Genomic DNA, 16,961 nt, shown 5'->3' with positions numbered 1-16,961 from the left:
ACCGGCCTTCAAGATTTTTGATCTAATTACTTACATAACGGCGCGCGGGTGCCCTTCGCGCACACCTTCCCCAGGCACTTAGTAATGCGCCAGGTCATCGTCCTTCACGCGGCCGCGGAACGTACGGTAGATAATCACGTGGTACACCAGCACCAACGGCAGACCCACGCACGTGATAATGGTCATCCACATGAGCGACAGCTCCGAGGACGCGGCGCTCATCAGCGTAATGGACGGGCCAATGCTGTCGGCCGATGCCACTACCAAGTTGGGGAACATCGACGCAGCCAAAAGGCCCACCAGGGAAAACGCCGATACGGACTGCGCCAAAAACGCGCCGAGGTCGCTTTCCTTCTTCCGCGCCAGCACCACGGAGGCCACAATACCTGCCACAAAAACAAGCGCGAACACCCAGCGCAGCGCACCAAGCGCCGGATCCATAGCCGGCTGAATGCCGAAGTGGCCGTACACCGACACCACTACAAACAGCACAAGCGCCGCCATCTGCAAGGGCAAACGCAGCTTCGCCGCGCGCGCCTGCATGTCGGAGGGCTTCGGCGCTTTCAACGCCAACCAGGACGCACCGGCCGCCATAAACATGGCCAAACCCAACAGCCCACACAGAAGCGTGAAGGGCGTAATCAGGCCCAACAGCGGCATACCGATGTAGTCGCCCGCCTCGCTCATGGGAATGCCCGCGTAAATGTTGCCCACCGCAACGCCCAGAAGCAGCGCCGGCAGCAGCGACCCCACGAAGAAGCAGCCGTCCCATGCACGGCCCCACTGCGGGTCATGCCCGCGGAATTCCACGGCCACGGCGCGCACAATCAGGCCAAACAGCACCAGCATCACCGCCAGATAGAACCCGGAAAACGTGGTGGCGTATGCCGGCGCAAACGCCGCGAACAGCGCACCGCCCGCCGTAAGCAGCCACACCTCATTGCCGTCCCACACCGGCCCGATGCTGCGGCGCACGACGGCCTTGTCGTGGTCGTTCTTCGCCACGAACGGATACAGCACACCCGCGCCCAGATCGAACCCGTCAAGGACAAAGTACCCGCCTATCAGCACAAAGATCAGAAAGAACCACAGCACGTTGAAGAACGTCATCTCCACGGCTACTCACCGCCTTTCACAACCGCGGGTTCGTCGACCGGCGCGAAACCGGGAACGACGTCCGCCTGACGAGCGCCCGACGCACCCGTGCCCGCACCCGCGGCCTCAGCCGCCTCGCTTGAGTCAGCCGCGCTCACCACCGGGCCTTCCTTGATGAAGCGACCCATGACGCGCGCCCACGCCACAATAAGGAACACGTACACCAGGAAGAACAGCAGCATGGTAATCATAAGCTCCGGCGCCGACACCGACGCGGAAGCTGCCTGGTCAGTGGCCAGAGCCACGCCGTCGGGGCCGGTGGTTGACGGATACACTACCCACGGTTGGCGTCCCATTTCAGCGGTGAACCAACCCGTCTGGATAGCAATCAAAGGGAACACCGGCGAAATAAGCACAAGGCGCTGCAGCCACTTCATGTTCTGAATCTTGCCTTTACGCAGGGTAAACACAATAGCGAGGATAGCCGTGATCATGATGAGGCCGTACATGGCCACCATAATATGGTAGGTCTGGAACACGAAGTTCACGGGCGCCGTCTCGGGGTCGAGCGCGCCGTACTTTTCCGTTTCGGACAGCGAGTTCAGGCCCTGATATTCGGTATCCCAGGTGCCGGTGGCCAAGAAGCTGGTGCCGCCGGGGATGGCAAACGGCGTGATGACCTCCTGGTTCTCTTCGTCCACCCAACCGAACAGGTAGAGCGGCGGAACCTCGTCGTCGTACATGCCTTCCATCATGGCCAGTTTCGTGGGCTGCTCTTCGGCCACCACCACGGCGGAGGCGTGCGCAGTGAAAATCATGACGCAGCTGACCATGATGCCCACCACGGCGCCGATGCGCATGGTTTTCATGGCGAAGTCGGTGTGGCGCTTCTTCAGCAGATACCACGCCGACACGGCCATAGCCACGAACGCACCCATAATGAGCAGGGCAATTACCACGTGACTGTAGCGCGCCAGCAGCGACGGGTTCGTGGCCGCAGCCAAAAAGTCAGTGATGACGGCCTTCGAGCCATCGGCTGCCAGCTCGGCGCCGGCGGGCGTTTGCATCCACGAGTTAGCGATAAGGATCCAAAGCGCGCTCAGGCACGAGCCAAACCACACGAGCCACGCCGACACCAGGTAAAACTTCGGCGAAACCGTCTTGCGGCCGAACAGCAGAATGCCCAGGAAAACCGACTCCAGGAAGAACGCCAGCAGCGCTTCGGCCGCCAGCGGCGCGCCGAAGATGTCGCCCACAAAGCGCGAGTAGTCGGCCCAGTTCGTTCCGAATGAGAACTCCATCGTGATGCCCGTGGCAACACCTATCGCGAACGTCGCGGTAAAGATCTTCACCCAAAAACGGGAGGCCGCCGCGTCTTTTTCGTCGCGCGAGCGGTAGTACCGGGTTTCGTTGATGGCTAGGATCAACCCCAGGCCGATGGTTAGCGGCACGAAGAAGAAGTGATAGGCCGCCGTCAAGGCGAACTGCACTCGTGCCAGCATCACGGGATCGGAGAAGAAATCCATTGCGCACCCCCTTCTTGTCCTTGGAACTTGCGATTCCGAGGGGGAAGCGTCCTCGCAGCGCTTTCCCCTCGGATCCTAATTGCTACCATAGTAGCACCAATTATGAAGGAATACTACGCGTTGAAGGATTTTTTTGCGAAGGGTAATGTTGGTCGTGGTTGGGTTCTCCGCCTTTGGCGGAGAGGGCGCTTCGTGAAGCGCCCCTACGAAGGTTATCGTTTTAGTTATGTTTATGGTACATGGAAGAGCCCTCGTCATAGTGGTAGGGAAGGCAATCATCTCTTGGCGTAATCAGTAGCGCGAAGCGCGTCACACTTCTCTGAAGCAGGTCTTGTTGCAACCCCTAACCAGCCGTTCCACTATCGATCCTCCCCCTCTTCGCCGGAAAGCAGAAGATCAAACATTTCCTGACGGCCATGTACACCCAACTTCGTATAAATATGAGAGATATGCGTTTTAACCGTGCCTTCCGATACCACCAACTCATCACTAATATAAGTGCGGGAACGCCCCTGCGCCAGCATCATAAACACTTCCGTTTCGCGTGGAGAAAGTCCGTGAGCTTTCGCTATTTCCGCACGTCGATCAACCATAAGATCGGGCGGCACAACTTCACTTGACTCCTGATCGTTTCTATCCGTCAGCCACACCACTAACATGACAATAACGAACGCAACCACAATTATTACCGCATTGTTCACCACGCCCAAGCTGAAGAAAAACACCACCCAAATAATTGAAATGGCGTCGTAGAGACCAGCCGCCAACCCCACCACACGAAACGGCGATGCTTCCTTGAGACGAATAGTAGTTACCATTATCGTCCAGAACAGTGCATGAGAAAGCGCTTCAATCGCCGTGATGAATACCTCGGTTGTTGCCGCAAGCATCCCCTGATATGAAGCACTTGTAGCTGACAGAAAATAAGCGAAGATAATAACAAGAAATGCGGGCATAAACCGCTTGCTCAAACGCGATTTTGTGCGCTTCTCAAGCAGCACATACGAAAGCGCCACCAGCACGGCGCCCACACCCACAGACCCCACCGCCGCAGAGAACGCTCCCGAAAACAAGTTGAGCGGATCGCCGAAAAACCCGAGGGGCGTCATAACGCGCGTAGTTGCTACAACCAACACCGCTACAATAATTTGCGGAACAATTGAGCGATAAGCAGTCGAGCCATCTTCCATTGGCCTCCATTCATCTTTATCAGTACGCGTTTCTTCCCCACGCTCCGCCACAAATGCGAACCCGGTAATAATAAGAGGAAGCGCAATGGCGAGACCAACTTGTGCCGAGGCGCTTAACACCCCGGTGAAGAGCTGCACTAAAACCGTTTTGAGCGCCAGGCTTGCTACGATGCTGCCTATGGCATACCGCATGCACTGCGTCTGCGCCAACATGCCGCAGAACAGGCACGTAAACCACGTATAGCCTGCTCCCGCAACAATAATGCCTGATAAAGCCACTACTTCTGGTGGGAAAAACGTCTGCTGACATGCCACGGCGAAAGCCATGGTTCCAAATGATGCCACCAAAGGCAAGCAGAAGAACAGATAGCGCTTTACACGCTCAAACCAACGAGGCAAAGCTGCCATGCTTATCGCGAGAACCAGCAGGCCAACAAGCCAATACACTCTCATGTTTCCCAAGCCTATCAACCCTGAATAGGGAATAGCGAACCCTGGCGAATGACCAAACAAATCGGCCCACACCGCAAGTAATGCCCAGCCCAATGCCACGCAGAGGGTAGTTTGATACTTTTTCATGCTATTAATGGTCATCCTCCCGACGCATGGAAACTCACTTCTGAAAACCGCTCAAGAAGGGGGCTTCTATTACCTCATCATACGACCGCGATAAATCCAACGCAATATCGTCCGTTTTGGGGATGGCCTTCACCTGCGGAAATCTCCCTTTCCGGCGATGTTCAAAGTCTTCTCGTTAGGGCATGGTGATAGCGTCGCTACAACAAAAGCAACAAGGAGGGAATTATGGACAATTCTCAAAAGTACGCAAAGGGGCCGGAGCAGTCTCGTCGAGGGTTCGTGAAAACCGCTGGCGTAGCACTGGCTGGAGCGGGAATGGCCGCCATGGGACTTGCGGGGTGCGCGCCTTCCGCGCAAAACGCGGATAAGACTTCTTCCGCAAACAACGGAACCTGGGACGAGGAATTCGACGTCATTGTTGTTGGCGCTGGCATTGCAGGCAACGCCGCAGCTTTGACAGTGGCCACTGAAGGAAACGGAGCCTCATGCCTGCTTATGGAAAAGGGTTCCGCACCCAGCGGCAACAGCCCGTTTTGCAAGGGCGATGCCATTTGGACCAAAGAACCTGAAAAGCTGGCATCTTATTTGAAGACACTAGCCCACGGCACAACACCTGATGACGTGCTCGACGCCTACGCTCAGGGATGTGCCGAAATTTTCGACTGGGTGATTGAAAATGGTGCTATCAAAGAAGAGATGAGCATCACCGAGCCCGCCACGGACCCTGAAGAGCGCAACGCAGAATACCATGAGTATGAAAATTCTTACGCGTTTGGTTACTTCGCCGTTGGCAAGAACAGCAAAGTGGAGGTCAAAGGCCCGAATCACATTCAGGTTTTCCTGGAACAAGCAGTGGCTCAGCACTCCGACATAGTGGACTACCGCACCTCGACGCCGCTTGTCGACCTCGTGCAAGATGCCGATACGGGAGCAGTGCTCGGTGTGGTTGCTGGCGAGAAGAACCCGAAGCGCATCAAGGCAAAACGAGGCGTCATCATGTGCTGCGGAGGATTTGAGCACAGCCCCGAAATGATGCAGAACTATCTGGGCCAAGGTGCAGCTGTTCCTGCCGCCGGGTCTCTGAACACGGGCGACGGCCATCGCATCTGCGCAAAACTGGGTGCAGATTTTTGGCACATGAACAATGTTGCGGGCTTCTGGATGGCTGGCCGCGACCTTCAGAATACCGCCTATACCAACCCGCCCATCTTCAAGCCCGCGCCGAAGGGTTTCGGTATCACGGTGGGTGTTAACGGACGGCGCTTCTACATGGATTGGGACGGCTACAACGTTCGTGAGAAGTACCCTTATATGTCCGACCTTAGCCTTCATGTAGGTTCACGTCACGGCCATATGCAATTTGGTGGCGAATGGCCGCATTTGCCCATGCCTTCGAAAGCGTGGTTTGTGTTCGATAAAAACGGGCTTGAGCAGGGAGCCATCCCGCCGTCAGAGGATGGATCAACGCCCGATGCAAAGGGCTACGCCTACGCTGCAAACACCATCGAGGAACTTGCAATGCAGATGAAGGTGCCGGTTGAAGAGTTGGTGACTACGGTAAACCAGTGGAACGAATGCTGCGCTTCTGGCAAAGATGTGTACTTCCACCGTCCGGAAAGTACTCTTGTGCCGGTACAGGAACCGCCCTTCTATGCTCAGCTGTGCGCTCCGTCGTTCCTCAACACCGACGGCGGCCCCGTCCGCGCTGCTGACGGCTCTATTCTTGACTACGACGGCAATCCTATTAAGGGGCTGTATTCCGCTGGAGAGTTTGGCTCCATTTGGGGTCACTACTATGAGGGCGGCGGCAATGTGGCTGAATGCCTCATCTTTGGCCGCATTTCCGCAAAGAGCGCTTTGGCGAATACTGAAGCATAGGCTTTTGTTGCACGGCTGATTCCGCACCGCCTTCCCCTCCCAGGCGGCGCTTATCACGACGGCCCGAAGTTGACTTCGGGCCGTCGTATGCTTTTGGGGGCACTTGCTTGGCGGTGCGGGGAAGTTTTTTGTCCGTCGCACCGCCGTTTGTGGGTTATCAATAGTACCGGTAGTACGCGGCGCAGCTGCCTTCGCTGGAGACCATGCAGGGGCCCACCGGGTTTTCGGGGGTACAGACTTTGCGGAACAGGGGGCACTCGCTGGGAGCCATGATGCCGCGGAGGACGTCGCCACAGCGGCAGCCTTTGGGGTCCTGCGTGGGTTCGACCTCGGGGTTGAAGCGGCGCACAGCGTCGAACTGGGCAAACTCTTCGCGAATGCGATAGCCGGAACCGGGGATTTCGCCCAGGCCGCGCCACAGAGCGGGGCACGTTTCGAACACCTCGTTGATGGCGGCGAGCGCCACGGAGTTGCCCTCGGGCATAACGCCGCGCGCGTAAGCAATCTCAATTTCCGCGCGGCCCTCGTGTAGCTGACGCATGATCATGGCGATGCCCTGCAGCACATCCACCGGCTCGAAACCAGTGATGACACCAGGGATGCCGTACTTTTCCGCCAGGAATTGATAGGGCTTCGCACCGATAATAGTGCTCACATGACCAGGCAAAATGAGCGCGTCCAACTGGAGTTGCGGGTCGTTGATGATGGCTTCCAACGCGCCCGGCATGTTTTTGTGCGCGCCGAACACGCTGAAGTTGGTGAGTCCCGCTTCGGCTGCGCGCTTGATGGCCATGGCCACCAGCGGCGTGGTAGTTTCGAAACCCACGCCCACGAACACCACTTCGCGGCTGGGGTTTTCTTGGGCGAGGCGCAGCGCGTCGAGCGGCGAGTACACTATCTGGATGGAGCGCCCCGCCGCCTGCTCTTTGAGCAGGCTGGACGTGGAGCCCGGCACGCGCGTCATGTCGCCGAACGTGGCAATGGTAACGCCGGGCACGCGCGCGAGCGCAATAACCGTGTCGATGTCGTGGTTCGAAGTGACACATACCGGGCAGCCGGGGCCAGACGCAAGCTTGATGCTCTCCGGCATGAGGTTGCGAATGCCGTTGCGCGCGATGGCCACCGTGTGGGTGCCGCACACTTCCATGAGCGTGGCTCCGCCGGCGGGCGCCAGCTTCTGGATGGATTCAATGAGACCGCGCGCCAGTTTCGGGTCCTTAAAAGCGGCGAGTTCGGCCTCCATGGTGGCAGCGTCGGAGGCGCTCATCGGGCGGCCTCGGTTTCCACCACGTCGGGGATATCCTCACCGGCCAGTTCAGGGAACTGCTTGATGAGGTCGATGGTTTCCTGAGCGTAGTCCGGGTCCACCACTTCAATGGCGAAGCCGGCGTGCACGAGCACGAAATCGCCCACGCCAGCCTGCGGCGTGAGGTCGAGCGCGATGTCGCGCGTGACCCCTAAAATGTCCACCGTGGCCAGGCGATTCTCTTTCAGTTCGGTCACTTTTGCGGGTATGGCCAAGCACATGATACATGCCTTCTTTCTCTTGGTGCCGGCGCGCCGCAGGGCGCGGGCCTGCGGGCGGCGCTACGAAGAAGCGCCCTCTGTGTTCGAGGCCCATGCTACCACAGCCTGACCGAACGAAATGCAGCCGTCGTTAGGCGGTAGATCGCGGTTGACGGCGACCGTGAATCCGGCCGCTTCGAGCGCCGCCAGCGCGTGCTCCACCAGGTAGCGGTTCATGAACACGCCGCCGGAAAGCGCCACGGTGTTGATGTCGTACATCGCGCGCACCAGCTCGGCCGCCGTAACGATGACCTGCACAAACGCGTCGTGGAAGCGCCGCGCGATGATGCCCGTGGGCACGCCGGCCGCCTTGTCTTCCAGCAGGGCACGGAAGGTGGGCGCGGCGTCGAAGAGCACGACGGAGGTGTCTTGGGCGGTGCTTTCAGGGGTGGCGGTGTTTTTTACGACTTCGAGGGTGTAGCGGGCGGTGGCGTCGGGGTCGGGGTCGGCGGCGGTACTGCCGGCTGGCGCGGCGGCATCAATGGCGGCTTCCAGGAGAATGGCCGGCTCGCCTTCGTACGTGGGCTCGGTGCAGATGCCCAGAAGCGCGCTGGCGGCGTCGAACAGGCGACCAACCGACGAGGTCATGGGCGTGTTGAGGCCGCGCTCAATCATCTGGTCGCACACTTCTGCCTGCTCACCCAGCGCGGCGAGTGCATCGGCGGCACCTGGGTGTTCCAGCAGGTCAAACGCCCAAAGCGCGCCATAGGCCATACGCAGCGGATGCTTCACGGCTGCCGCGCCACCGGGCATGGGCACGTAGGCAAAGTTCGCAAACCGCTCAAACGCGGTGAGGTTGCTCAGCAGCACTTCGCCGCCCCAGATGGCGCCGTCCTCGCCGTAGCCCGTGCCGTCGAAGGCGATGCCGCACACGGGGCCTTCCAGACCGTGCTCGGCTAGCACCGACACGATGTGCGCGTGGTGATGCTGCACTTCCGTCACGGGCACGCCGGACGATCGTTCCTGCTCATGCGCCCATTTCGACGCCAGGTACTCGGGATGACGGTCGCACGCGATGCGCTGCGGCGCTATTTCGAACAGCGTCTCGTAGCGGTCTTTCGCCTGCAGCCACGCGTCAAACGTCTCGGCGTTTTCCATGTCGCCGATATGCTGCGAAACAAACGCCTCACTGTCGCGCGTGAGCGTGAAGGTGTTCTTCTGCTCCGGCCCCGTGGCGAAGATCGAGAATGTTTCAGCCTGTTCTGCCGGCTGGCCACCTGGCATCGTCAACGGCAGAGGGGCGTAGCCGCGGGCGCGGCGGACGAATTGGACGGCTTCGCCAGCACTGCCGGCGCTGATGACACGCACGACCGAGTCGTCGTAGCGCGCGCGGATGGCGCGGTTGTGGCCCATGAACGCATCGGCCACGGCGAACAGCTTCTCATAAGCGTCCGCGTCGTCAATGACGATGGGCTCATCATGAATGTTTCCCGAGGTCATAACCAGCATGGGAACCACGTTCCCCTCGGTTGCTTCCGCGAAATCGTGCAGCAGGAGGTGTTGCACGGGGGTGTAGGGCAGCATGACGCCCAGTTCGGGGAGGGCATCAGCCAGCGCGGGAGCGAAGGTGGCATCGGGGCGCTTCTTCAGCAGCACGATGGGGCGTTGCGAGCCGGAAAGTACAGCAGCCTCGGCATCGTTTACCTGGCACACGCGGCGCACGGCGTCCAGATCGGGCATCATGACCGCGAACGCTTTGCCCTCGCGGTGCTTGCGCGCGCGCAAAAGCGCCACGGCATCTGCGTTGTTTGCGTCGCACACCAGGTGAAACCCGCCAAGGCCCTTCACGGCCAGAATCTTGCCGGCGCGCAACTGCTCCACGGCGCGGGCGAAAAGGGCGTCGCTTTCCTCGCGCGTGGTTCCCCAGGTCACCGGGCCCAGCGGCGCGTCGATGCTCCCGTCCTCGTGCTCGCGCCAACTCACGTGCGGCCCGCACTCGAAGCACGCGTCGGGCTGGGCGTGAAAGCGGCGGTCGAGCGGGTCGCCATACTCGGTGGCGCAGCGCTCGCACATGGGAAATTCCTTCATTGACGTGCTCTTACGGTCGTACGGAAGCTTCTCAATAATAGTGAAGCGCGGCCCGCAGTTCGTGCAGTTGATGAAGGGGTAGCGAAAGCGACGGTCGTTGGGGTTGAACAGCTCGCGCGCGCAGTCGTCGCACGTGGCCAGATCGGGCGACACGAGCGTCGTTTTTTCCACGGCACCGGCATCCGAAAAGCGAATCTCGAAGGTGTCGAAGTCTTCCAGCGGCACTTCCTTGAGCTCGATCTCGTCCACCTGCGAGGCGGCTGGCGGGTTCTCGGACAGCTCCAGCACGAATTCGTCAAGCAGCTTCGACTCGGCCTCCGCGTGGATGAACACGCCGTCCGCCGCGTTGAGCACCCACCCATTCACCAGGTACTTCTTCGCCAAACGATACACAAAGGGGCGGAACCCCACCCCTTGCACAATACCCTTCACCTGTATATCAAGCGCCTCAATCATAATCCGCCCCCAATCAATTCACACAAAGCACGAACGTTTACCTTACCGGTCCGTATGCCAAACCGCCCCGGTTGGCGTAGTAAGTCAGCGAGGCCCCCTGTGGTGCCTGAGATCGTGGGAATCGCACAAGCGACGCGTACTTCGTTACGCGAGCTTGCGGGATCGCCGCGAGATCAGGTGCCACAGGGGGCCGCAGCGTCGGCATGTTCCGACAGCCGTTAGGCTGTCGGAACATCAAGAGTTTCCAAAACTTCCGTAATCGCTTGCGCCAGCGCACGCAGGGTTACGCCGGAGTTGTCGGGGAGGTGCAGGTGGACACAGCGGCGACCGCGGTCGGCGAGCGTCACCAGGTCGCCGGAGGCCTGCGCCTTCGCCAGCATTCCCAGGCTCTCGGCCTCGCGCGTGAGCGGAATGTCCTTCAACTCGTCGGCCGACAGAATCAAAAACACGCCGTTGTTCGGGCCGCCCTTTTGCAGCTGGCCCGTGGAGTGCAGGTAGCGCGGGCCCACCTCAAGGCACGACACCACGCGGCGCTTGTCGGCCACGCTGTGGCGAATAGCTTCCAGCGCTTCACGCCGCCACTCGCCCGTGAACGGCAGAAACGCGTTCAGTGCGAAGTAATCGCCCGGCTGAATGCTGCCCAGCAGCGCGCGCAGGGCGCTCTGCACGTCGGTGCAATCCTTGAAGCACGGCGCCAGACGCACCTCCACTTCGCCCATGTTCACGTCACCGATAAAGTCCTGCACGAAGTCAGGCGCGGGCTGACCTTCGTTCAAAATATCCAGCACCACGGCCTTCGCCGACGCCACGTCGGGCTGGTCAAACGGGCACACCTTCATCAGGAAACCGCACATGGCAATGGCGTATTCCCACATGACAAAGTGTTCGGCCAGTTCTTCCACGGTGTCAATCTTGAAGTTCGCGCGCGGGATGGTGGGGTCGATGTAGGATAGGCTCATCTCGAAGTTCTTGCGCTCGTCCCACAGGTCGGTCTTCGTTTGGTACACAATAATAGTGCGGTCGCCGGGGTCGCGCTTCAGCACCAGCGAGTCAATCTCAATGTTCGGCAGGATGCCCTGGCCCTCTTTGCCCAGGCTTTCGGCCACCAGCTGCTCAATCCACAGGCCCAGTACGCGGCCGCGTTTCGGCGTGAGGAACGAGAACTTGTTGCGTCCTTGCAGGTAGTTGTCGTAGAGGAAGGCGGCTAGGCCAATGGCGGGGTTGTCGATGGCGTCTTCGCTGCACTTTTGCTCGGCCTCGACGGCGCGCGCCATGAGTTCTTCCAGGTCAATGCCTACCAGCGCGGCAGGCAGAAGGCCAAACACCGACAGCGCGGAGAAGCGGCCACCCACGGAGGGTTCGCCGGAAAACACGGCGGCCCAGCCTTCTTCGCGTGCCTGTCGCTCCAGGTCAGAACCCGGGTCGGTGATTGCCACCAGGTGGCCAGCCAACTCCTCAGGCGGCATGGAGTCGGCCACGGCATCGCGCACGGCGCTCAGCGCCAGGCGCGGCTCAATGGTGCCGCCGCTTTTCGACGACAGTATAAATAAGGTAGTGTGCGGGTCGGCTTCCGCCAGGATGGCGCGCACGCGCACGGGCGAGTCGGAGTCCAGCGTTTTGAACGAAATGCGGGCGGAGTCCGGCTTGTTGTACTTGGTGATGGTCATGGGGGCCTGCGTGGAGCCGCCCTGGCCAATGAGCACGACAGTCTTCAGCCCCTGCGCAATGATGGAATCGGCAAATTCCTGAATCTCGCGCAGCGCGCACGGCGGGTTGCTGGCAAGATCGGTCCAGCCCATGAATTCCTGGGCGCACGCCTGAGCGCCTTCGGAGAAATCGTACAGCGTCGCGTCCTTCGCGTGGACGCGGCTGGCAACACATTCCTTCACGAGCGTTTTCGCGGAAGGATACAGTTTTTCCATGTCACCGGAGATCATGAAACCTTCTTTCAGCGGAGTTCCGCTCATTCTAGCAAACGCAACGCGTTCGCGCGCGCTGGGCCTGCGCTTGTGATGCAGTTGTGAATACGAGCGGCGAAAACACGGCGGGCGGCGCGGCATCGGGCGGCGCGGGTTTAAGACTTTTTGACGACGGAAAGGTCCGAGACGCTGGCTCGCAGGGCGCGTTCATACTGGTCACGGTCGAGTTTGTTCGAACCAACATCAATGAGCGCCGTCACGCGCGTGCCGTCAACCTTGCCATCGAGAAACGCGGTGCCGTAATCGCGCTTGAGCGTGTCGAGGAAGTCGGCGGCCTCGGCTTCGTCGTTGAACGTTATTTCCAGGCTTGACGTGCGGCAGAGGCCGTCTTCGCCGAATGTGGTGCGCTCCACGGTGGAGGGCGCGTCGGGGCCCGCGGTCTGGCGGTAGCGGTAGACCACGGTGCCGGATAAATCTTGCTCTGACGTGGTGTTTTGCGAGTCGTCGGCGGGTGTTTTCTTCGCGTCGTCGTTAGGCTTTTGCGCGTCGTTATCCTGCTGCTGCGCGTCGGCGGCGGGGGTGTCGCTGTCCTGCGGCACGGCCGGGGTCCCCGACTGTGAGAGCTGGAACACGGCACCAAGGAACAGGGCCACCACCACCAGCACGCCCGTCACGCCGAGCGCAATTTTCATGCGCAGGTGGCGAACGTGGCTGCCCGCTCCCTCACGCAATCCGTCGGCAAGCGACGCAGGTGCGGTATTGAACAGGGGGCTGTCGGGAATGGGGCGCTCGCCGAGCAGGGGCTCTTCCTTTTCGTTGGGTGGCGTGGGCGAGAGTGACGAGCGCGTGGCCGGAGGCTTCCCTTTGGCGGCCGGCGGGAACAGCGCGCTGGTGGGAACGGGCGCCCATTCGGTGTTTTGCGCAGGGGGCTGCGCGGGGTGAACCTGGGACTTGGCCTTGGGTTGGGGTTGGGGTTGGGGTTGGGGTTGGGTCTGCTGCGGCTTGGCCTGGGGCTGAGGCTTTTGGACAGGTTGCGCCTGGGGTTTGACCTGCTGCTTTGGTGCCGCTTGGGACTGGGAGCGCTGAGTCCCGGTCTGGGGATGCGGCTGCTGTTGACGTTGCTGCTGAACCTGCGCGACAGGTTTGGAAGCGCCTTGTGCCGCCATAGGTTGAGCGGCCGCGCGTTGAACAACTGCCTGCTGAACAGCGCTTTGCCGGGGCATCGCTTGGCGGGGTTGCTGGCGAGTCACCGTTTGCTGAACAGGTGTCTGGTGAGGCGCAGCCGACTGGGCTGCCGCCTGGTGCGCAACAGCCTGACGAGGCTGTTGAGGCGATGCCTGCTGAACGGGCACTTGGTGGCCGCGCGCCTGCTGGGAAGCGGGGGCTTTCTGCGCAGCGGCCGCCATACGGTCAAGTTCTAGAATCTCGGCTTCCAACTTGCTGCGAACAGCGCGCAGCATCTCAAGACGCGTGAGGTCATCGAGTTCCGAGCGATCGAGCGCCAGCCACGCGGAAGTCACCGCATCGGAGCCGGTCACAGCCGCATCCGCCACCCCATCTGCTTGGACGGAAGAAGCAGGCTGGGCCGAGCGCTCCGCCGCGACGGGCCTTTGCACCACCGGGCCGGACGTCGCCGATGCCGAGGCCGCAGCCGCAACCGCCGACGCGGCGTTCTGCCGCAGAACCGACTCCGACACGATGGGCGCGAATGGCACAGTGTACGCAGCGGATTTCCACGACGAGGCATCCCTGCTTTCAGCAGGCGCTACCGACGCTGCGGAAGCGGCCATTTGGGGCGCTGGTCCGGCTGAAACAGGAGTAGGCGCAGGAGTTGCCACGGCCGCTTCTGCCGGCGCAGCAACGGGAGCGGTCGTTTCCGCTGCCGGACGTTGTACCTGTTCAATAGCCTTTTCAAGCTGTGGCATCGCCTGCGAAGGCACCTGTTCTGCCGGTGAACTTTGCTGCTGCGGACGGGGATCTTCTACGGGGGCTGCGTCTTTTTCGGTAGCGTGCTTGCCCTTGGCCGCGCGACGATCTTTGCGACTGCCGGCGTGCTTGCCCTTCTTCGAGAACAATCCCGTCGGGGGTTCTTCCTGCTCAGCCAACTGTGGTTTCTCAGCCGCTTCGTTCGAGGGCTGCGAAGCGGGCTGAGCAGGGGCGGAAGTTGCAGGGATAGCACTCCCCTGATCGGCAGCCGCTGGGGCGGCGGCGTGCAGAGGGACAGCTGGCATCGCAGGCAGGAACTCAGCCGCCGATGGAGCGGGAGTTACCGACTCAGCAGAAACTGACGATTGAGTAGGCGTTATAGGTGTTGCTGGAACTGCCGGTTCAGCACCGGGAGCTTGCGATGAAGCAGGAGCGACAGTCTCTTCGGGTGCCGCAGGTGAGGCAGCAGCAGCCGGCTCTACGGGCGGTGGAGTTGGAGCCGTTTTCACGATGGGGAGCGACGCGATTGCCAACAACTCCGCCAAAAAATCCAACTCGGCTTCGTTCTGCTGGGCCACGGCCTCCACTTGAAGCGCGGTCGACGCCTCGGGCACGGGTGCACCCTGCGATGCAGGCGCTGAAGACGCCATAGGCGAAGGAGTATACGTGGCTACCGGCAGTTCCTCAGCTGCACGCGCAGAAGCAGCAACGGCTTCCTGAGCAGGGGCGGACCCGCCCGCAAACGGCACGCGCGGCAGCGGCGGAACGTATTCTGTCACCACACCTGTCATGACCCGTTCAACATGGCCGGCGGATGCAACCTCAGCAACCACTTGGTCAGTGACGGGTTGCGTCGGCACCTGCTCAACAACGGCCTCCTGCTGCGCGTCTTTCCTCGGAAGCGGTTCAGCCGGAGCCTTCGAAGTTTCGCCGCCCAACAGGTTCAGCAGCAGGTCAATCGACGGCTCGGAGGGCGGCTCTGGCGCGGCGACTTCTTCCTGTTCCAAGGCGCGCTCGGGCGTACCGGACCCAAGGCCCAGCAAATCGTTTAACGAAAGTGAGTGTTCCGAACCTGCCATGCCCACCGTGCTAAGGCCTCAGCTGCGCCATTGTGTCGCGCCGCGCACCCATGCACCCGCTTCCTTCCCCGCCTCGAAGAGCGCGCACTTTTTCCAACCGCCCATTATACGTGTTTCCGTTCTCCGCCTTAAGCCAGGCCGCTCCTCAAACAACGAATGACGTCGCTGCTGACCAGCACCTACTGCGTTGAACTTCAATGCTCACAAGGCGCGCCCCAGCGCCCCGGCACCTTTCGTCTTGCGCTCGTTGGTTGGCGCAGCGCTACGGAGTTTATCCCACCCCCGAGGCGCGTTGTTTAACCAGCAAAACAAGCGCATGCTGAATATATTCGACATTATACCGATGATCTGGCACGACAACCGCCAAACAATAATAAATATGGCAAACGAAAGAAAAAGTTACCCCGTTAACGTATTTTCCAAATTCCAAAAAGGTCCAGCAAGGTTCAAACAATGTTTCACGTGAAACATTGCAACAAAAAAGTTATTTCAAATAATTGAGAAAACGAAAAAATAAAAATTTGAAAATGGGAGAAATAAAAAATAGAAAAAAGAAGCGATGCATGAATAACCAAAAAAGCAAGCACTGTTTCACGTGAAACATTTAGTGAAAAAATAATTGATTAAAAAATTATTTATTAGCAATAAAAAATCCGCCCCGAGTAGCCGGAGCGGATGGTTATTACACTTACCTTTTCGATAATATTTCCGTTACGCCTTATCAAGCACACACACTTTACAAACCCAGCGCCTTCTTTAAAGCACTGACGCGGCGGCGGGAGACGGGAATTTTTTCGTCGGTGCCGTTCAGCGTGAGCAGCAGCGTGCCTCCGGAGACAGACTCGATCTCTTCCACCATCGACAGATTCACCAGATAGCCGCGATGCACGCGGAAGAACCCGTGACCGTCCAGGCGTTTCTCCAGCTGAGCCAAGCTTACCGTAGAGAAGTAGCGGTCGGTGTCGGTTTGCAGATACGCGTAGTCGTCGCGCGCCATGACGAAACGGATTTTGTCAATGCCGATGAGAATTTTCTTCCCGCCCTTTTCCACCGGAATGCGCTCGGATTTTTGGGCCTGCACGTGCAGCGACACGTGCTCGCGCACGCGCGAGATGGCCTGCGACAGGCGCTCGGTTTCAACCGGCTTTACCAAATAATCGATGGCGCTCACCTTGAACGCCTCCAGCGCAAACTCGCTGTACGCCGTCACAAATACGACGGCGGGGGGGAATTTCAAATGCTGCAGGGCCTCGGCAAGTTGCAACCCCGTGGCTTCGGGCATGTTCACATCCAGGAACATGACGTCACACGGGTACTCTTTCAACTTCTCGATGGCCTCACGCACGCTGGCGGCCTCGGCGACGACTTCCGTTTGTCCCAGCTCATCAAGCAGGAACTTGAGTTCGGAGCGAGCCGGAGCCTCGTCATCGACGATCATCGCTTTTAACACTTGAGCCTCCTAGCTTCTGAACCCGCAATTGCACAGGCTCATTATAGAGCATGGGAGGCAGAAACCAGCAAAAAGCGTGAAGATAAGATGTTACTTACCGTCGGGCGCCGTTGGCCTTCCGTCAACCGCGCGAGCAACCGGAAAGCGGCGTTTCGCTGCCGCTGACGGGTTGATACTGCGGAAGAGGCTGGCGAAGGGGGAGCTGCGGGGGTGCTGCGGCCGGGCGCCGGGGCGCTGCCCGGTGGCCAACCACCCGTCAGCCACCCGTC

Annotated in this window: 10 protein-coding genes; 1 reads left to right on the top strand and 9 read right to left on the bottom strand. The window is 60.0% G+C overall.

Features of this window, described 5'->3' with window-relative positions:
* Nucleotides 1–78: 78 nt before the first annotated feature.
* From cydB to QNJ86_RS04725, 3 genes are all read right to left on the bottom strand, one after another.
* Nucleotides 79–1,110, bottom strand: coding sequence for a cytochrome d ubiquinol oxidase subunit II (cydB, locus tag QNJ86_RS04735; RefSeq protein WP_283831500.1), 1,032 nt, complete (start codon nucleotides 1,108–1,110; stop codon nucleotides 79–81).
* A gap of 8 nt (nucleotides 1,111–1,118) precedes the next feature.
* Nucleotides 1,119–2,621: a cytochrome ubiquinol oxidase subunit I gene (locus QNJ86_RS04730; protein ID WP_283831444.1), complete on the bottom strand. Its 1,503-nt coding sequence runs from the start codon at nucleotides 2,619–2,621 to the stop codon at nucleotides 1,119–1,121.
* 359 nt (nucleotides 2,622–2,980) lie between these two features.
* Nucleotides 2,981–4,390 (bottom strand): helix-turn-helix transcriptional regulator, encoded by a 1,410-nt coding sequence (locus QNJ86_RS04725; protein ID WP_283831443.1) that lies wholly within the window; start codon nucleotides 4,388–4,390, stop codon nucleotides 2,981–2,983.
* 225 nt (nucleotides 4,391–4,615) lie between these two features.
* On the opposite strand from QNJ86_RS04725, the gene QNJ86_RS04720 reads away from it, so the two are divergent.
* A complete protein-coding gene (locus QNJ86_RS04720) occupies nucleotides 4,616–6,268 on the top strand; it encodes an FAD-dependent oxidoreductase (RefSeq protein WP_283831442.1) in 1,653 nt (550 codons plus the stop codon).
* A 157-nt stretch (nucleotides 6,269–6,425) separates the two neighbouring features.
* Here the strand turns inward: QNJ86_RS04720 and hypD are convergent, their stop codons facing one another.
* From hypD to QNJ86_RS04690, 6 genes are all read right to left on the bottom strand, one after another.
* On the bottom strand, nucleotides 6,426–7,535 hold the full coding sequence (hypD, locus tag QNJ86_RS04715; protein ID WP_283831441.1) for a hydrogenase formation protein HypD: 1,110 nt from the start codon (nucleotides 7,533–7,535) through the stop codon (nucleotides 6,426–6,428).
* Nucleotides 7,532–7,795 (bottom strand): HypC/HybG/HupF family hydrogenase formation chaperone, encoded by a 264-nt coding sequence (locus tag QNJ86_RS04710; protein ID WP_283831440.1) that lies wholly within the window; start codon nucleotides 7,793–7,795, stop codon nucleotides 7,532–7,534. Before QNJ86_RS04710 ends, hypD begins: the two co-directional genes overlap by 4 nt.
* A 60-nt stretch (nucleotides 7,796–7,855) precedes the next feature.
* A complete protein-coding gene (gene hypF / locus QNJ86_RS04705; protein ID WP_283831439.1) occupies nucleotides 7,856–10,318 on the bottom strand; it encodes a carbamoyltransferase HypF in 2,463 nt (820 codons plus the stop codon).
* A gap of 218 nt (nucleotides 10,319–10,536) precedes the next feature.
* Entirely contained in the window at nucleotides 10,537–12,255 is a 1,719-nt protein-coding gene (locus QNJ86_RS04700; protein ID WP_283831438.1) for a glucose-6-phosphate isomerase, read from the bottom strand.
* A 137-nt stretch (nucleotides 12,256–12,392) separates the two neighbouring features.
* A complete protein-coding gene (locus QNJ86_RS04695; protein ID WP_283831437.1) occupies nucleotides 12,393–15,242 on the bottom strand; it encodes a hypothetical protein in 2,850 nt (949 codons plus the stop codon).
* 736 nt (nucleotides 15,243–15,978) lie between these two features.
* Complete coding sequence (locus QNJ86_RS04690) at nucleotides 15,979–16,692, bottom strand: LytR/AlgR family response regulator transcription factor (protein ID WP_283831436.1); 714 nt, start codon at nucleotides 16,690–16,692, stop codon at nucleotides 15,979–15,981.
* Nucleotides 16,693–16,961: the final 269 nt, after the last annotated feature.

This window comes from Gordonibacter faecis (assembly GCF_030077735.1).
Lineage (GTDB): Bacteria > Actinomycetota > Coriobacteriia > Coriobacteriales > Eggerthellaceae > Gordonibacter > Gordonibacter faecis.
This window is presented reverse-complemented; position numbering and strand designations above follow the sequence as displayed.